Below are 16,741 nucleotides of genomic sequence, written 5' to 3' on the forward strand. Positions count from 1 at the left end.
GATGGGACTCTTGTCTCATCACCGTACCAGGCTGACGGGACAAGAGTCCCATCACCTAGACTGGCGCCATGGGTCGCTGGGAGCCGGACGCGCGTGAACGCCTCGTCGTGGCCGCCGTCGACCTGTTCACCGAGCAGGGTTACGACGCCACGACGGTCGTGCAGATCGCCGAGCGGGCCGGGGTCACGAAGAGCACCTTCTTCCGGCACTTCCCCGACAAACGCGAACTGCTGGTCGCCGGACAGGAAACGCTGAGCCGGCTGCTGACCGAAGGGATCGCCGAGGCGCCCGCCGGAGCCAGCCCGCTCGAAGCGGTCGCCGCTGGTCTCGTACGCGCGTCGACCGCGATGGGCCCGATGAGCCGCGAGATCGCCCCGCGATTGAAGGCCGCCGTCGCCGCGAGCGCCGAACTCCAGGAACGGGACGCCCTCAAGAGCGTCAGCCTCGCCGCGGCCATGACCGCCGCCCTGGTCGCCCGCGGCGTACCCGATCCGACCGCCGCCCTCGCCAGCGAGCTCGGCGTCCTCGCCTTCAAACGGGGCTACGCCGAATGGTCCGAAGGCGACCGCGCTCCCGAGGACGACTTCGCCGCCTATCTGCTCAAGGCCCTCGACGAACTGCGCGCCGCGAGCGCGTCTCTGGGCTGAGAGGAAAAGACCGCCGGTATTTGCCGGGCGGAGTCTCGTACTGGCGTTTGAACGCCACGGCGAGCGCGAATTCCGACTGATAGCCGACGGCATCCGCGATGGAGCTGAGCGGCGCGTCGGACTCGCGCAGCAGCCTGGCCGCCGTGGTCATCCGCCACCAGGTCAGGTAGCGCATCGGTGGACTGCCGACCAGTTCGGTGAACCTTCTGGCGAACGGGGCCCGCGACAGGCCCGCGAGCGCGGCGAGCGACGCGACCGTCCAGGGATGCGCCGGTTTCCGGTGGATGGCGTGCAACGCGGCCGCGACGCCCGGATCCCGCAATGCCGTCGCCCAACCGGTGCCGGAGCCTGTCCGGGCGTCGTCGAACCAGGCCCGCAGGGCGTAGAGCAGCAGCATGTCCAGGAGCGCGGGAATGGCGGCGTCCGTGCCGAGCCGGGGTCGCGCCGCTTCGGCGCCGAGCAGGTCCACCACTGTTCTCAGCTCGGACAGGCCGTCGGCTCGGGTATCGAGGTGGATGACCTCGGGCAGGTCCTGCAGCAGGGGGTGCCGGCCCTCGGGTGCGAGTTCGTAGGCGCCGCACAGGGTGACGGTCGAGGATTCCGGCGTGTCAACGAGCGCGAGCGGGCGGTCCTCGGCGGGCGGATCGCAGGCCCGCGCGGTCGGCGGCGTGGCCGGGCTGTCGGCCAGCACGTGCCCTCGTCCGTGCGGCAGGAGAACGACGTCACCCGCGACCAGCCGCACCGGCTCGGCTCCGGCCGGGACGAGAACGCAATCGCCCCGCACCACCACACGAAAACCGACGGCGCCGGGCACCGGCGAGAACTCCTGCGCCCAGGAACCTTGCCACGTCACGAGAGCCGACCTCGGACGGCCGGCGCGCACCACCGACAGCACGTCACTCAGCACGTCCACGGCGGCGACCCTACCCACCCCGAAGACGATCGCGAAGGAAATAGGCGAGTTTGGCACATGGTTCGTCTCGTCAGACGTCCCTACGGTCGAGAACATGAAAGCCGCACGGATTCATCAGCACGGAGACCCGGCCGTCATCCGCATCGAGGAGATCGCACGGCCCGTCCCCGCAGCGGGAGAGGTGCTGATCGAGGTCGCCGCCACCTCCTTCAACCCCACCGAGGTGGCCCTGCGCTCCGGCGCACTCCGCGACCTGGTGCCCGTCACCCTGCCGCTCACCCTGGGCTGGGATGTCGCCGGCACGATCGTCGAACTCGGTGAAGGAGTGCGCGCGCATGCGGTCGGAGACCAGGTCATCGGCTGGATCGACGGCGCGGCCGCGGAGTTCGCGGTAGCCGACGCCGCGGCACTGGTCACCGCGCCCACCACCATTCCTCTCGCCGACGCGGCCGCCCTGCCGCTCGCCGGGTTGACGGCGTGGCAGGCGATCGAGCGCGCACGCCTCGTCCCGGGTGAGCGGCTCCTGGTCAACGGCGCGGGCGGCGGAATCGGCGGCTTCGTCGTCCAGCTCGCGAAACGCGCCGGCGCACACGTGGTCGCCACCGCCGGTCCGCGCAGCAGGCAAGCGGTCCTGCGGTACGGCGCGGACCTGATCGTCGACTACACCACCACGTCGCTTGAAGACGCGCTCGACGGTCAGGTCGATGTCGTCCTGAACCTCGTCGGTCTCGACGAGCGGCGGAGCGCGTCGCTGGCCGCGCTGGTCCGGCCCGGGGGCCGCATCGTCTCGGTCACCAACGAGTTCGAGGCGCCGATCGCCGAGCGTGTCGTCGCCCGTAACGACTCCACCCATCTCGCCGAACTGGTGGCCTTGGTCGACAGCGGCACGATCACCGTCGACGTCACCGAACGCCACCGGCTCACCGAGCTCGCTTCCCTGCACCGCAGAAGCGAGGCGGGTGACATTCGGGGCAAGGTCGTCGTTCTTCCAGCGGCCTGACCAGGCAAAACGCTCTCAGGTCGCCGCTGAGCGCCTAATCCGGGCTGTCTGGTGTCTTCTCGCTCCGGGTTTCTGCGGTCTCCGGATGGCGTATTTCGCGCTCTCATCAGGGCCACTCAGTCATAAGGGGCATTATCACGGTGCATACGAGCTGCGCCAGTTTCGCGTATTAGGTGCGCGAAACCAATTAAGCGTATCGCGTTAACGGGCAAAACGGACAAGATTCTCGGCGCTCTTGCGGCCTGTCAAATGCGTTGCAAGTGGGCGGCCTCGTGGTCAAGATCGCCTGGTGACCACGCCGCTCCAGAACACCGCGTCCGTACGCCCCATCACCGAGGCCGATGTCCCCACCGCTGTCGACACCCTCGCGCGCGCCTTCGCCGACTACCCCTTCACCAGGCACGTGATCGCCGCGGACGGTCACGAGGACCGGATCCGGCGTGCTCAGGAGCTGTGCCTGACCCGGATCGGCATGGTGTACGGCCGCGTCTGGGTCGCCGACGGAGGCCGCGCCGTGGCTGTGTGGAGCGTTCCCGGCCAGGACCGCTCGCCGGCGTTCGCCGAACTGGGGCCGATGCTCAGCGAACTCAGCGGTGACCGGGCCTCCGCGGCCGAGGCCGCGGAGGCGGCCATCGCCCCGCACCGATCCAAGGCGCCGGGATGGTTCCTGGACACCGTGGGAACCGCTCCCGACGCCCAAGGACAAGGCCTCGGGAGCGCGGTGCTGATGCCCGGTATCCAGGAGGCCGAGCGCACTGGTCATCCGGCGTTCCTGGAGACGTGCGGCGAGGCGAACCTGCGGTTCTACCAACGTCTCGGCTTCGAGGTCACAGCCGAGGTCCCGCTTCCCGGCAACGGCCCCCGCGTGTGGTGCATGCGCAGGGATCCGCGCTGAGAATCCGGGTCAGGGGAGGACGTTGCCGAGCTTCTCCAGCCCTTCGCGGATGCCGTCCTCGATGCGGCGGTACGTGTCCGCACCCGTGACCAGGCTGTCGGCGATGCCGCCGACCGTGTCCACGCCCGCCGTGAGCCGATCCCCGGCGGCGTTGACGCGCTTGGTCAGCGTGTCGCTGAAGGTGGCGGCGGCCGGAACCTCGCCGAGAAGGTGCGACACCAGCTGCAGCCGCGACATCGCGCCCGCCGCGGTGCTCAACGTCGACGTCGCCCCGTCCAGGACGCCCGCGGCGCCGACCAGCGAATCGGGATCGGTTTCGTATCCGGCGTCGCCGGGGGAGAGCGCGCCGTCCGGGTCGAGGCCCAGCTCGTCCAGGGAGATCCTGGTCAGCTCGGGCTCGTCCCACTTCGAACCCGGGTTCTTCTGGTAGCCATAGGCGCCGGATTCGTGCGCCAGCACGATCTCGCCGTCGATCTCGACGGCCTCCTCGACACCGTGCGAGTCGTAGCCGTCTTCGTTGCCCGGCTCACCGCCCCGCAGCTCGATCTCCTCGCGATCGTTGAAGTCGTACCACTCCGGCGTCCGGTCCTGCCGGTAGAACTTGCCGCTGTGCCCATCGGACGAGGAGAAGATGAACTCGTCGTCGCGGACCACGACACCCTGGACGTTGTTCGGCGTCTCGATCGGACCTCCGGCCTTGTCCGGCTGCGGTGAGCCGTCCGGGCCGAGCGGGACTTCGTAGAGCCGGTTGTTCCCGTAGTCGCCCACGAAGAGCTTGCCCTGGGCGTAGGTGACGTAGCTGTGGGCGGGCGTCGGGACCACGTCGACGGCGTCGACCGGTCTGCCGCTGTCCTGCGCGGCGTCGAGTTCGGCCTTGTCGTAGACGTACACGTATCCGTTGGACGAAACCCAGACGTGTTCGCCGTCCGTCGCGACGCCACCGGTGTGGGTGGGTGCGCCGACGTCGCCGTTGCCGTTCAGGTAGACGTTCCCTGTCTCCACGCCGGTCTCGTAGTCGACGTAGGTGAGCCTGCTCGGGGTCAGGCCTGGCCCGATCGGGCTGTCACCGGAGCCGTCCCCGTCGCCGTCGTGGTACGAGCCCACGAGCAGGTTCTCGCCGTCGTAGGCCAAGCCCTGGGAGGTCCACGGCTCCCCGGGATCGACGCCGCTGATGTCGGCGTTGCCCTCGCTGTCCCAGCCCTCGCCGCCGCCGTCGGTCGTGGCCGCCAGCGCGGTGAGCCTGCTTTCGTAGGTCTGCTGGGCCACGGTCAGCGCCCGGATGGTCTTCATCGCGATTTCCGGCGCTTCGAGCAGGTCGCTCAGGCCGAGTTCGCGCCAGGGCTTGATGGCGGCGTCGGCCGACGTCCGCAGCGCGGAGTACGCCTTCGCGGCGCCCTTGACGGCCGCCTCCGCGGTCTGGAGTTCGCCGTACACCTCGGCGACGGCTCGCGAGGACGCTTTCGCCTTGCCGATGAACTCGGCGGCCGCCGTGCCACGCCAGGACCGTGCCGCCCACAGCGCGCCGTCGGAGATCCCGTCCGCAACGGTCTGCAACGACGCCTTGGTGTCGGCGATGGTGGCGCCGACCTCGGCGATACCCGCCGCGTCGCCCGAGGTGAGCTTGGCGTAGAGCGGTTCGGGATCCAGGAACGGCATCGGCTTCTCCTCGGGCAACCCCCTGGTCGGGGTGGGTCGTGCGCGTTCAGACGCCGCCAGGTGGACACCGGTTCCCGCGCCTCACCCACCCCGCCACCGGTCAGGCCAGCATGCCGCCGTCCACCCGCAGGACCGTGCCGGTCACGTAGGAGGCGCGGTCACTCAGCAGCCACGCGGCCGCCTCCGCGACTTCCTGGGGTTCGGCCACCCGGCCCAGCGGGGTACGCGCGTTGAGCCGCTCGAGGATCCCCGGCGAGCTCTCGACCCACTCGTTGAACATCTCGGTCAGCGTCGTGCCGGGCGCGACGGCGTTGATGCGGATCCCTTCCGGGCCGTAGGTGGTGGCCGCCGAGGCGGTGAGGCTGTTGACGCCGCGTTTCATCGCCCCGTACGCGGGGAGTTCCGGATTGGACATCAGGCTGCCGACGCTGGTGTTGTTGACGATGGCCCCGGTCTTCGCCGTGGCCCGGATCGCCTCGATCTCGGCGACCATCGCCAGCCACGGGCCCTTGAGGTTCACCGCGTAGATGTGGTCGAAATCGGCCTCGGTCACCTGGTCCATCGGGCCGGGCGGCACGTTCGTCGCGCCGTTGTTGAACGCGACGTCGAGCCTGCCGTGCAGGTCCACGGCACGGGAGACGGCCGCGCGGACGCTCGACGCGTCGCCGAGGTCGCACACCACGTGGTCCGCGACGCCGCCGTCCTCGCGGATCTCTTCGGCCACGGTCTTCAGCTGGGACTCGGTGCGGGCGGCGAGGACGACGCGGGCGCCTTCCCTGGCGAACAGCCGTGCGGCGGCGGCGCCGATACCGCGGCCGGCACCGGTGATGAAGGCGACCTTGCCGTCGAGCAGGCCCGGAACAGTCGTTGTAGTGGTCATGGCACCGAGAGTTCCTTCGCCGCCGGCGCGTGTCCAGGCACCGGCGGTACCTGGCTGACGTCCCGGCATCGTCCACACTGGAGTGGTGGACAGACGACAACTCGCGGACTTCCTGCGCACCAGGCGCGAGCGGATCACTCCCGCGGACGTCGGCCTCCCGGCCGGGCACCGGCGCCGCACCCCCGGGCTGCGGCGTGAGGAAGTGGCGCAGCTGGCGTTCATCTCGACCGAGTACTACACCCGGCTGGAGCAGGCCCGTGGCCCGCGGCCCTCTCGCGAGGTGCTCGCCGGGCTGACCAGGGCCCTCCGGTTGTCCGATGTGGAACGCGATCACCTGCACCACCTCGCCGGCGCGCCGCCGGGACCGCCACCCGGCCCGTCAAGGGAGGTCCGGCCGAGCATTCTCGCGCTGCTGCACCGGCTTCCGCAGGCGGCGGCGATCGTGCTCTCGGCGACCTACGACGTACTCGCCTGGAACGACCTCGCCGCCGCGTTGATGGAGGACTTCTCCGCCCTGCCACCACGGGACCGCAACCTGGTGCGCCGCGCCTTCCTCGGGAAGCGGCTGTACGGGGTGTCCGATGTGGACGAGTTCTCCGCGAGCGCGGTCCGTAATCTCCGGGCCGCCGCGGGCCGATATCACGACGATCCCGAGGTCGCCGGGCTGATCCGGGAACTCCTCGACGGCAGCGAGGAATTCGCCCGGCTGTGGGCCGCGCACGACGTGTGCGCCTCGCCCGCCCCGTGCAAGACCTTCCGGCATCCGGTGGTCGGCCCGATCAGCGTGAACTGCGACGTCCTCGACATCACCGACCGCGACCAGCAGGTCGTGATCTACACCGCCGACCCCGGAACGCCGTCGGAGAACGCTTTACGCCTGCTGTCCGTCGTCGGGACGCAGCGGATGGACGCCCCGCTCTGACCGTTTTGTAGGTTCCCTCGATACCAGCGGGGCGATTCTCAGCGCGATCGCCAGCGCGAATCGACCGGCGGGATCGTCGATCGTGCCGCCGAAGAGTGTCCGCAGCTGCCGGATCCGGTAGCGGACGGTCTGGACGTGGACGTGCAGTTCGACACCGATCGCCTGCGGCTGGTCCGGCCGCGCGAGCCACGCCGCGAGGGTCGTGGTGAGCCGTTGCCTCGCCGGTTCCGGCAGACCGGCCAACGGCGCGAGAACGTCCTTCGCGAACTCGGTGGCGAGTTCGGGATCGGCGGTCAGCAGCAGATCGATACGGTGGTCGACGGTGTGGACCAGCGGACTGTCGCCGAGCGCGCCGGTGCGGGTCAGCCGCCACAACGCGCTCGCCCGGCGGGCGCTGAGCGCGGCCGAGCGAAGCGGCACGACCGGGCCGACCCCGGCCTGGTCGTCCCCGAGCAGGTCCCGCAAGCGGCCGAGGTACCACTCGCGCCGGTCGGCGGGCATGACCACAGCGGTCAGGTCGTGGTGACGGCCGATCAGGACCCGCCCCGGCATCCGGTCGAGCAGCTGCGGCGCGACATCGGCGCTGGTGACGGCGACGACGAGCCGGCCGGGCAGTACCCACGCGGCCTGGTTCGCCGCGTCGTCGAGCTGGTCGCGGGCGGCGGCCGGTTCGGCGAGAAGAAGGCCGAGGAGGCGGTCGCGGCGTGCCTGCCCGGCCCGTGCCGCCTGCGAGCGCGCTTCGGCGTATCCGTCGGCGGCCGCCGCGGAGAGTTCCGCGATGAAGGCGAACAGCGCTTCACCGAGTTCGACGATCGCCTTGGTCGGCAGGTCCACCGCCGGTGCCGCCGAAGTGAGCTGCCGCCAGACACCCAGCGCCGCCGATTGGTAGAAGCCCAGCATCTCCTCGAGGCTGCGGCCGGCGGTGTGCTGGGCCCGCCCCTGCGCCCGGTAGACCTCCCGGTCGGTGGTGATGTCGGGATGCCCGATCTCGCTGAAGAAGGCGTGCAGGGCGACGTCGAGGGTGACCTGGAGGTTCGCGGCCGTCCGGCCGTCCAGCGGGGTCCTCAGCCCGGCGCGGACCTGGTCCATCGCGGCGGACGCAATCGCGTCGGTGTCCGGCTCCAGCCGTGTCAGCACCGAAGCGTCCAGCCTGCGCCAGGGCTGTGCCGACGCCTTCGTCATAGAGGGAACCTACAAAACCCCGATCAAGAACGCGCGCCTCCGTTCTAGTGGTTCTCCCCGGCTCGGCGGACGCTGATCGTGGCATTCGACGACGCATGCAGGAGGCGGCAGTGACACGCTGGGGAAGACTCGCCCGGATCGCCGCGGTGGCGGGCACCGCACTGACCCTCGTCGGCATCGGGACACCCGCCCTCGCCACGGCGGAACGGCAGGTGTACGTCGCGATGGGCGACTCGTTCTCGGCGGGCTCGGTGGTCCTGCCGCAGTCCGATCTGCTCACCTGCGCCCGGTCGGCGATCAACTACGCCGGACTGCTCGCGAAGCAGCTCGACGTCGACGAACTGCGCGACGTCACCTGTGGCGCCGCCACCACATCGCACTTCAGCAACCCGCAGAAGGGCATCGTCTCCGGTACCAACCCGCCGCAGTACGACGCGCTCTCGGCCGACACGACACTGGTGACCGTCGGGATCGGCGGCAACGACGTGGGCCTGGTCGGGCTCGCGACGTCGTGCGTGAACCTGCTGCCGGTGGGCGCCTCGTGCAAGGCGGCCAACACCGCGGGTGGGGTGGACAAGTACGCCACCAGGATCGACGCCTTCGCCGCGACCTACGGCACGGTCATCGAGCAGATCCGCCAGCGCGCGCCGCGGGCGGAGATCGTGATGGTGGGCTACCCGACGGGGATCAAGCCGGGTGGGTGCTGGCCGCTCGTCCCGGTACTGCCGCAGGACGCCGACTACATCCAGGCCAACATCGACCGGCTCAACGCGCGGATGGCCGAGCAGTCCGCCGCGCACGGCGCGAAGTACGTCGACATCCGGACGCCGAGCATCGGTCACGACGCCTGCCAGCCGATCGGCGTCAAATGGATCGAGGGGCTGATTCCTTCGGTGGTGAACAACAGCTTCGCCCCGCTGCACCCGAACGCGGCCGGGCTCGCCGCCGTGGTGCCGAGTATCCGGAAGGTGCTGTAGCGACGCACCTCGTGAGCCTGTCCGTGAAGGCCTCCTTGGCTACCTTGAGGGTAGGGAAGGAGGCCTTCACGGCGTGTCCGGGCCGCACCACCCGCCACCCGGCACCGGGGAGCCGCGACTCCAGGAGAAGTTTGGTCGTAAAGGCTGCGCGTGAAGGCCCCCTTCCCTCGGCTGAGCCGAGGAAACTCGACCTTCACACCTTCCCCAGTACATGAAGGCCCCCTTCCTGTACCTAGGCGCAAGGAAGGGGGCCTTCATGTACTTCAGCCGAGCAGGGGCCGAGCTGTCAGGCGGTCGGCGCCCAGTACAGGAGCCGGTTCGGGGAACCGGAGCCCGGGTTGGTCACCTTGCCGGGGGTCGCCGCGTTGATCAGCGCGGTGGCCACCTGCGCGGGGGTGGCGCTCTTGTTGTTCTGCAGGAACCGGGCCGCGACGCCGACCACGTGCGGGGTCGCCATCGAGGTGCCGCTGATGGTCCTCGTCGCGGTGTCGTTGGTGTTCCACGCCGAGGTGATGTTCGTGCCCGGCGCGAAGATGTCCACGACACTGCCGTAGTTGGAGAAGCTGGAGCGCGCGTCGGTCTCGGTGGCCGAGCCGACGGTGATCGCCTGGGTCACGCGGGCGGGGGAGAAGCCCGAGGCGTTCGAGTTGGAATTGCCTGCGGCCACGCCGTAGGTGACGCCCGCGGCGATCGACCGGCGGACGGCGTCGTCGAGCGTGCTGGAGGCGCCGCCGCCGAGGCTCATGTTGGCCGCGGCCGGTTTGACGTGGTTCTTGGTGACCCAGTCGATGCCCGCGATGACGCCGGCGGTGGTGCCGCTGCCGGAGTTGTTGAGCACGCGGACGCCGTAGACGGTCGCGCCCTTGGCGATGCCGTACTGCGATCCGGCGATGGTGCCGGCGACGTGGGTGCCGTGGCCGTTGCCGTCCTGGGCGACGGCGTCGTTGTCGACGAAGTCGTAGCCGTTGCGGGCGCGGCCGCCGAAGGTCTGGTGGCTGATCCGCACGCCGGTATCGATGACGTAGACGTTCACGCCCGCGCCGGTGCTGGTGTAGCTGTACTTCTTGTCCAGCGGCAGGTTGCGCTGGTCGACGCGGTCGAGACCCCAGGACGGCGGGTTGGTCTGGGTCGCGTCCGCGCGGACCACCTGGTTCTGCTCGACGGACGCCACCGACGGGTCGGCGGCGAGCCGCTTGGCCTGCCGCTCCGACAGCGTCGCGGAGAAGCCCTTGAGCGAGCTGCTGTAGACCTGCTCCACCTTCGCGCCGAAGCGGTTCGCCAGCGCGCCCACGACGCCGGTGTCCTTCAGCGTGACGATGTAGCTGTTCGGGATCGCTTCGGCGGATCCGGCGGCGAGGATCCGTCCTTCGGCGGCTTGGGCGGGAGCGGCGGTCACGCTGATCGCCACCGCGACCGCGCTCACCAATCCGGCACGCGCCAGCCAACGCGCTTGTCTCGTCTCTCGCATGTGTTCGTCCTGTCGTTCGCAGGGGACCGGCCGGTCAGGACCACAGCGGCGGAAAGCGGTCCGGCACGACCGCATGGGACGGCACCTGCCGGATCCCACGAAAATCGAGGCTATTGAGCGGCCGGGATGTCCGAATCGACTGAACGGGGCAGCACCCGACCTTCGTCTGGCGGCCATTGGCGGCGGGTGCCCTGCACGGAAAGTGCTCTCCGTACCCTGTGGCTGGAACACCTCGCCGAACATCTGGAGTCCGAACCACCGTGCCAGCCCTTTCCAGCCTGCGAGCCGACTGCGAGAACTGCTTCGGCCTGTGCTGTGTCGTCCCGGCCTTCGCGGCGTCGGCCGATTTCGCGATCACCAAACCGGCCGGGCAGGCGTGCCCGAACCTGCGTGAGGATTCCCGGTGCGGCATCCACGACAAGCTCCGCAAGAAGGGCTTCACCGGCTGCACGGTCTATGACTGCTTCGGCGCGGGCCAGAAGGTCTCCCAGGTCACCTTCGACGGTGAGGACTGGCGGAAGGCGCCGAAGACGGCGAAGTCGATGTTCGCGGTCTTCCCGGTCATGCGAGATCTGCACGAACTGCTCTACTACCTCACCGAGGCCGCGTCACTGCCGACGTCCGCGCCGATCCGCGACGACCTCGCCGAGATGATCGACCGGACCGAGCGGATGACACTGGACACGCCCGGCGTGCTGAGGAAGCTGGACGTCCCCACGCATCGGGCCGCGGTGAACGGGCTGCTGGTGCGTGCCAGCGAACTCGCCCGCGCCGAGGTGCCGGGCAAGAAGAAGGACCGGCGCGGCGCGGACCTCATCGGCGCGAAGCTCAAGGGGGCGAACCTGCGCGGAGCGCTGCTGCGCGGTGCCTTGCTGATCGGGGCGGACCTGCGGGGAGCCGATCTCCGGCAGGCCGACGTCACCGGCGCGGACCTGCGTGACGCCGACGTCCGCGGCGCGGACTTCCGCGACGCGCTCTTCCTCATCCAGTCCCAGCTGGACGCGGCGAAGGGCGACGCGACGACGAAGCTGCCGGAGTCGCTCACCCACCCGGCTCACTGGTAGCCGTTCTATCCTTTGTGGACGATCTCCTGCTGCCAGGCGTCCCGTGGCTGGGTGTGCAGCCGCCAGTAGTGCTCGGCGATGTCGTCGGGGTCGAACGCGGTCCCTTTCGCGACCGGACCGGCGACGGTCACCGTCGCGACGTGCACTCCCGAAGGACCGAATTGCGTGTCGAGCAAGGAGACCAGCGCCCGCACACCGGCCTTGCCGAGTGAGAGGCTCGTGTACGCGGGCACGGCTTCGGGCATCCCGCCGGTGACGATGACGGTGCCCGAACCGCGCTCGGCCATCCCCGGCGCGACATGGGCCGCGGTGGTGATCGCTCCGACGACGTTGACCGACCACGCCGCGAGATGCCGTTCGACGGAAAGCTCTCCGGGGGCGTCGGCCTGGATGATCGCCGCGTTGTAGACCACGACGTCGGGTTCGCCGTGCTCGCGCGCGGCGGTGTCGAGGGCGGTTCTGAGGGACTTTTCGTCGGTGACGTCGGCGGTGAGCGCCAGCACGGTCCCGAGCTCGGCGGCCAGCGGCTCCAGCGTCGCAGCGCTGCGGGCCATCACGGTGATCGGCAGTCCTTCCCGGGCGAACCGGTGCGCGACCGAGCGGCCGATACCCGGTCCCGCACCGATGATCACTGCGCCTGCCATGGGCTTCTCCTTCCGGGTGGGGTGCGGTGACCGTAGGGGTTGACATCGGTGTGAAGGTCAAGTCCGGGCCGCAAAGTGTTCACGGGGTGAGCGGTTTGCCTGCGAGACTGAGCGCATGCGTGCCGATCGCCTGGTGGCCACCCTCCTGCTGATGCAGGCTCGTGGCCGCGTCACGGCTGCCGAACTGGCCGGGGAACTCGAGATCTCGGTCGCCACCGCCCGGCGCGACCTGGAGGCGTTGTCCGCCGCGGGCGTGCCGGTGTACCCGCAGCCCGGCCGTGGCGGTGGATGGTCGCTGGTCGGCGGTGCGCGGACCGACCTCAGTGGACTGTCGGCGTCGGAGGCGCAGGCGCTGTTCCTGCTCGCGGGCCCGGCCGCGTCGATCTCGCCCGAGGTCAAATCGGCGCTGCGGAAGCTGGTCCGGGCCCTGCCCGACACCTTCCGCGCCGACGCGCAGGCCGCCGCGGACGCGGTCGTCATCGACCCGTGGCGCTGGGGCGAGCGCGAGAAGGAACGGCCTGAGCTGCTCGACGTGCTGCAGTCCGGGATCGTCCGGCGCCGCAAGGTCCGCTTCGGCTACGCGAAAAAGGGCGCGAAACCGGTCGAGCGGGTTGTGGATCCGTGGGGGCTCGTGGACAAGGACGACATCTGGTACCTCATCGCGGGCACCGAGAAAGGCCAGCGCACCTTCCGGGTCGACCGCATGTCCGGCGCCGAGGTCACCGATCTGCCGGCCGGTCGCCCGGACGACTTCGAGCTGTCGAAGGCGTGGGAGCAGGTGGTGGACCGGGTCGAGGAACGCCGTTCGGGGCTGGACGCGACCGTGCTCATCTCCCAGCGGCATCTGCCGATCCTCCAGGACCACTTCGGACGGCAGTCCACTGTGGAGGAGACGCTCGACGACGGCCGCGTGCGGGTGACCGTGTCGGCGCCGGTGGCGTGGATGATCGCCCAGCAGCTCGCGGGCTGGGGCTCGATGATCGAAGTGCTGGGGCCGCCGTCGGTCCAGGCGGAACTCGCGCGGATCGGCGCGGAACTGGTCGAGCGTTACGCGACGCCGGCACGGTAACCCTGCGGGCTGACGCCGTGTTCGCGTTTGAACGCGGCGCTGAGCGCGAACGAGCTGCCGTAGCCGACCTGGCGGGCGACCGCGCCGATCGTGACGTCGGGATGCTGGCGCAGGAGATCCGCGGCGAGCGCGATCCGCCAGCTCGCGAGGTAGGTCATCGGCGGTTCGCCCACCGCGGCGGTGAACCGGCGGGCGAACGCGGCACGGGAAACCCCGGTGTCGGCCGCGAGGCTCGCCACGGTCCACGGTTCGGAGGGCTTGTGCTGCAACAGTTTCAGCGCCCGCCCGACCACCGGGTCGCTGTGCGCGCGATACCAGGCGGGCGCTTCGGCGCCGGGCCGGTCGAACCAGGTCCGCAGCGCGGCGACCAGGAGCAGGTCGAGAATCCGGTCGAGGACGGCTTCCTGGCCAGGCGTGTCCTTGACGATCTCACCAGCGAGCAGCGGCACGAGCGGGTTGTCCCAGTCGTCGTCCCGCACGACCAGCAGTGACGGCAGCGCGTTGAGGAGCCGTTTGCTGATCTCGCCTTCCAGCGGATAGGTGCCGGTGAGCAGGACGACGGGGCCGTCCGGATCGCTGCCCCACGTGCGGACGCCGAGGTCGGACAGCTCCGTGAGGTGCTGCCCGTCCGGGGTCAGGCATTCCTGCCCCGGCAGGATCATCGCCTGCGGTGGCGTGGCCGGGTCGTCCGCGACGAGATACGGGTCCGGGCCGCGCGCGATGGCGATGTCGCCGGCGCCGAGGCGGACCGCGTCCCCGTGTTCGGGCACGACCCAGGACTCCCCGCGGACCTGCGCCATCACCGTCAGCGGTGCTTCGTCCTCGATCCGCAGCGACCATGGCGGCGTCATGACCGACTTCAGCAGGAACGCGCCGCGAGCGCGGGGTCCGTCGAGCAGACCGGCAAGGGGATCCATACCGACCAAGTGTAGACGATGAAACATGGAACAGAGCCTTTGAACTATGTTCCGTCTCATTCTGAGGCGCTTGACTAGAGGCATGACAGAGACGAAGAACAACGAAACGGTCCTGGTCCTCGGTGCTACCGGCAAGACGGGGAGCCGCGTGGCGCAACGCCTGACCGAACGGGGCATCGACGTCCGCAAGGCATCGCGTCCCGGGTTCGACTGGAACGACCGCTCGACCTGGCGAGCGGCCGTCACCGGAGTCGGCGCGGCTTACCTGACCTACTACCCCGATCTGGCCTTCCCCGGTGCGGCCGAAGCGATCCGCGACTTCTCGAAGCTCGCCGTCGACCACGGCGTCCGGCGGCTGGTCCTGCTTTCCGGCCGCGGCGAGGAGGAGGCCGTGGTCAGCGAACAGGGAGTGCGTGACTCCGGTGCCGAGTGGACGGTCGTGCGGGCCAGCTGGTTCGCGCAGAACTTCAGCGAGCACTTCCTGCTGGAACCGGTGCTCGCCGGGGAGATCGTGCTGCCGGCCGGGCAGGTGACCGAGCCGTTCATCGACGTCGAGGACATCGTCGACGTCGTGGTGACCGCGCTGACCGCCGACGGGCACGACGGCGAGGTGTACGAGCTGACCGGGCCCCGATTGCTGGGTTTCGCGGACGCGGCGGCGGAAATCGGCAAGGCTTCGGGGCGGGAGATCCAGTACGTTCCGGTCTCCCCGGCGGAGTTCGCCGCGGGAGCGGCCGAACAGGGTGTGCCGGAGGAAGAGATCGAGGGCTTGACCGACCTGTTCTCCCGTGTCCTCGACGGCCGGAACGAATCCCTCACCGATGACGTCGAGAAGGTGCTGGGCAGGCCCGCGAGGGACTTCTCCGAGTACGCCGCGAAGGCCGCGGCCACCGGGGTCTGGAATCGATAGGGAGGCGACAGCAATGACGACGCTGAGCGAGATCGTCCTGATCGCGGCCGTCATCGCGGCGGGGTTGATCGCGGGCTTGTTCTACGCCTATACGTGCTCGGTCATGCCGGGACTGGGCCGGGCCGACGCCCGGACGTATGTGACCGGGATGCGGGAGATCAACATCGCCATCCTCAACGGCTGGTTCGCGATCAGCTTCGGAGGCGCGCCATTGCTCGCCGCGGCGGCCGCGGCGCTGCACTTCCGGTCGGAGCTGCGGTCCGCGCTGCCGTGGCTCATCGCGGGGTTCGTCCTGCTGCTGGTGATGCTGATCGTGACGATGGCGATCAACGTGCCGTTGAACAACGCGCTCGAAGCCGGTTTCGCCGGTGACGACACCGACTTCGAGGCGCTGCGGGCGAAGTTCGAGGGCGTCTGGGAACGCTGGAACCTCGTCCGTACCTTGGCCGCGATCGGCGGCTTCGGTGCTCTGGTGGGCGGACTGATCGTGCACGTCCGCGCCTGACCGGGGTCAGGCGCGGAGGATCTCCAGGAGCTGCGGCGCGAACGTGGCGGCCTCGGCGGCGAAACCACCGTGGTCACCGGGGAAGTAGGTCGGCCGTGGCTTCGAGGACGTCGAGGACGGTGCCGAGCCCGAGTTCGGTGACCCGGTCGCCGTTGTGGGGCTGGTCGGCGCCCATCGGCAGCAGCACCATCGGCAGCCCGTGGGCGATCGCACCCAGCAGGCTGCCCGAACCGCCGTGGGTGAGGGCCGCGTCGCAGTACGGGAGGACGTCGTCCTGCGGCAGGTATCTCGTGAGGTGGATGTGCTCCGGTTGAGGGCCGAACTCGGCGGGATCGATGAGGTTCCCGACGGTCACCACACAGGTCGCGTCGACCTCCCGCAGGCCGGCCAGCGCCCGGGCGAACAGGTCGCCGGATTCGGTGTTGAAGATCGTGCCAAGGGTGAAATAGACCGTCTTGCGGCCCTCGACGTACCAGCCCGGCACCGGCCCACGACCGGGAACGGGATCGTGCAACGGCTGTGCGGTCGGCGGCAGCGGGAACCGTGAATCGCGGAAGCTCGCCGGGAACGGTGAGAGCACGAGATGCCGGTAGGCCATGTCGAGGTTCCGCTGCGGGGGAAGCCCGTGGGCCGCGCGGACCTCGTTGAGCGCGTCGTCGACCAATCCGGGACGGATGAGGACGCCCGCCGCGGTGACCAGGACGGTCGCGTGAGGGAGACCGAGCCGTTCGGCCGCGAGCATCGCGCCGTGATCGGCTTCGTCGCAGACCAGCAGATCCGGGGTCCAGTCCTCGCAGAGCGCCAAGACGTCCTTCGCCCGCAGAGGTGCGGTGCGACGAATGAACCCGTCACGGAGGTCGGCGTCTTCGCGGTCCCTGTCGACGGGCAGCAACGGCCGACGACGGCCGTCACTGCCGAGATTCGGCCCCGACGGGAACGCGGCGAAACCCGTCGCTTCGACGATCGGGACCATGAACGGCTCACCGGTGAACGCGATCGTGTGGCCCGCGTCGGCGAGCGCGTGGGCGAGGGGGAGCAGCGGCCGGAAGTGACCGTTGCCGCCGGCGAAGGCGAACAGGACACGCATGCGAT

General features: G+C 69.9%; 17 protein-coding genes. 9 read left to right on the forward strand and 8 right to left on the reverse strand.

Annotation, left to right across the window (positions count from 1 at the left end; genetic code table 11):
- Nucleotides 1-68 precede the first annotated feature (68 nt).
- A complete protein-coding gene (locus tag ACZ1DY_RS22125) occupies nt 69-647 on the forward strand; it encodes a TetR/AcrR family transcriptional regulator (RefSeq protein ID WP_465485589.1) in 579 nt (192 codons plus the stop codon).
- Here the strand turns inward: ACZ1DY_RS22125 and ACZ1DY_RS22130 are convergent.
- On the reverse strand, nt 601-1,560 hold the full coding sequence (locus ACZ1DY_RS22130; RefSeq protein ID WP_465485590.1) for an AraC family transcriptional regulator: 960 nt from the start codon (nt 1,558-1,560) through the stop codon (nt 601-603). The genes ACZ1DY_RS22125 and ACZ1DY_RS22130 overlap by 47 nt on opposite strands.
- A gap of 94 nt (nt 1,561-1,654) precedes the next feature.
- Between ACZ1DY_RS22130 and ACZ1DY_RS22135 the strand changes: the two genes are divergently transcribed.
- Both ACZ1DY_RS22135 and ACZ1DY_RS22140 read left to right on the forward strand, forming a co-directional pair.
- Nucleotides 1,655-2,560, forward strand: a complete 906-nt coding sequence (locus tag ACZ1DY_RS22135) for an NADP-dependent oxidoreductase (protein ID WP_465485591.1) — start codon at nt 1,655-1,657, stop codon at nt 2,558-2,560.
- A 289-nt stretch (nt 2,561-2,849) separates the two neighbouring features.
- On the forward strand, nt 2,850-3,455 hold the full coding sequence (locus ACZ1DY_RS22140) for a GNAT family N-acetyltransferase (RefSeq protein WP_465485592.1): 606 nt from the start codon (nt 2,850-2,852) through the stop codon (nt 3,453-3,455).
- Nucleotides 3,456-3,464: 9 nt separating this feature from the next.
- Here the strand turns inward: ACZ1DY_RS22140 and ACZ1DY_RS22145 are convergent, their stop codons facing one another.
- Together ACZ1DY_RS22145 and ACZ1DY_RS22150 are read right to left on the reverse strand one after the other, a co-directional pair.
- Complete coding sequence (locus ACZ1DY_RS22145) at nt 3,465-5,111, reverse strand: WXG100 family type VII secretion target (RefSeq protein WP_465485593.1); 1,647 nt, start codon at nt 5,109-5,111, stop codon at nt 3,465-3,467.
- 100 nt (nt 5,112-5,211) lie between these two features.
- Entirely contained in the window at nt 5,212-5,991 is a 780-nt protein-coding gene (locus ACZ1DY_RS22150; RefSeq protein ID WP_465485594.1) for an SDR family NAD(P)-dependent oxidoreductase, read from the reverse strand.
- A gap of 85 nt (nt 5,992-6,076) precedes the next feature.
- Here ACZ1DY_RS22150 and ACZ1DY_RS22155 point away from each other — a divergent pair, with 85 nt between their 5' ends.
- Entirely contained in the window at nt 6,077-6,913 is an 837-nt protein-coding gene (locus ACZ1DY_RS22155; protein WP_465485595.1) for a helix-turn-helix transcriptional regulator, read from the forward strand.
- Here the strand turns inward: ACZ1DY_RS22155 and ACZ1DY_RS22160 are convergent.
- Nucleotides 6,863-8,095, reverse strand: coding sequence for a PucR-like N-terminal domain-containing protein (locus ACZ1DY_RS22160; protein WP_465485596.1), 1,233 nt, complete (start codon nt 8,093-8,095; stop codon nt 6,863-6,865). The genes ACZ1DY_RS22155 and ACZ1DY_RS22160 overlap by 51 nt on opposite strands.
- 110 nt (nt 8,096-8,205) lie before the next feature.
- Between ACZ1DY_RS22160 and ACZ1DY_RS22165 the strand changes: the two genes are divergently transcribed.
- Nucleotides 8,206-9,072: an SGNH/GDSL hydrolase family protein gene (locus ACZ1DY_RS22165; RefSeq protein ID WP_465485597.1), complete on the forward strand. Its 867-nt coding sequence runs from the start codon at nt 8,206-8,208 to the stop codon at nt 9,070-9,072.
- Between the two features lie 286 nt (nt 9,073-9,358).
- Here the strand turns inward: ACZ1DY_RS22165 and ACZ1DY_RS22170 are convergent, their stop codons facing one another.
- Nucleotides 9,359-10,540, reverse strand: coding sequence for a S8 family peptidase (locus ACZ1DY_RS22170; RefSeq protein ID WP_465485598.1), 1,182 nt, complete (start codon nt 10,538-10,540; stop codon nt 9,359-9,361).
- Between the two features lie 260 nt (nt 10,541-10,800).
- Here ACZ1DY_RS22170 and ACZ1DY_RS22175 point away from each other — a divergent pair, with 260 nt between their 5' ends.
- Entirely contained in the window at nt 10,801-11,604 is an 804-nt protein-coding gene (locus ACZ1DY_RS22175) for a pentapeptide repeat-containing protein (protein ID WP_257486918.1), read from the forward strand.
- A gap of 5 nt (nt 11,605-11,609) precedes the next feature.
- Here the strand turns inward: ACZ1DY_RS22175 and ACZ1DY_RS22180 are convergent, their stop codons facing one another.
- Nucleotides 11,610-12,248, reverse strand: a complete 639-nt coding sequence (locus tag ACZ1DY_RS22180) for an SDR family NAD(P)-dependent oxidoreductase (RefSeq protein ID WP_465485599.1) — start codon at nt 12,246-12,248, stop codon at nt 11,610-11,612.
- 115 nt (nt 12,249-12,363) lie between these two features.
- Between ACZ1DY_RS22180 and ACZ1DY_RS22185 the strand changes: the two genes are divergently transcribed.
- Nucleotides 12,364-13,317, forward strand: a complete 954-nt coding sequence (locus tag ACZ1DY_RS22185; protein ID WP_465485600.1) for a helix-turn-helix transcriptional regulator — start codon at nt 12,364-12,366, stop codon at nt 13,315-13,317.
- Here the strand turns inward: ACZ1DY_RS22185 and ACZ1DY_RS22190 are convergent.
- Nucleotides 13,296-14,234 (reverse strand): AraC family transcriptional regulator, encoded by a 939-nt coding sequence (locus ACZ1DY_RS22190; RefSeq protein ID WP_465485601.1) that lies wholly within the window; start codon nt 14,232-14,234, stop codon nt 13,296-13,298. The genes ACZ1DY_RS22185 and ACZ1DY_RS22190 overlap by 22 nt on opposite strands.
- A gap of 82 nt (nt 14,235-14,316) precedes the next feature.
- Between ACZ1DY_RS22190 and ACZ1DY_RS22195 the strand changes: the two genes are divergently transcribed.
- Together ACZ1DY_RS22195 and ACZ1DY_RS22200 are read left to right on the forward strand one after the other, a co-directional pair.
- The gene (locus ACZ1DY_RS22195; RefSeq protein WP_465485602.1) at nt 14,317-15,144 is read left to right on the forward strand and encodes a Rossmann-fold NAD(P)-binding domain-containing protein; all 828 of its coding nucleotides are present in this window, start codon (nt 14,317-14,319) and stop codon (nt 15,142-15,144) included.
- Nucleotides 15,145-15,157: 13 nt separating this feature from the next.
- Complete coding sequence (locus ACZ1DY_RS22200; RefSeq protein WP_465485603.1) at nt 15,158-15,649, forward strand: anthrone oxygenase family protein; 492 nt, start codon at nt 15,158-15,160, stop codon at nt 15,647-15,649.
- 73 nt (nt 15,650-15,722) lie between these two features.
- Here the strand turns inward: ACZ1DY_RS22200 and ACZ1DY_RS22205 are convergent, their stop codons facing one another.
- On the reverse strand, nt 15,723-16,736 hold the full coding sequence (locus ACZ1DY_RS22205; RefSeq protein WP_465485604.1) for a glycosyltransferase: 1,014 nt from the start codon (nt 16,734-16,736) through the stop codon (nt 15,723-15,725).
- Nucleotides 16,737-16,741 lie beyond the last annotated feature (5 nt).

The sequence above is a fragment of the Amycolatopsis sp. PSD-21 genome, from assembly GCF_055561455.1.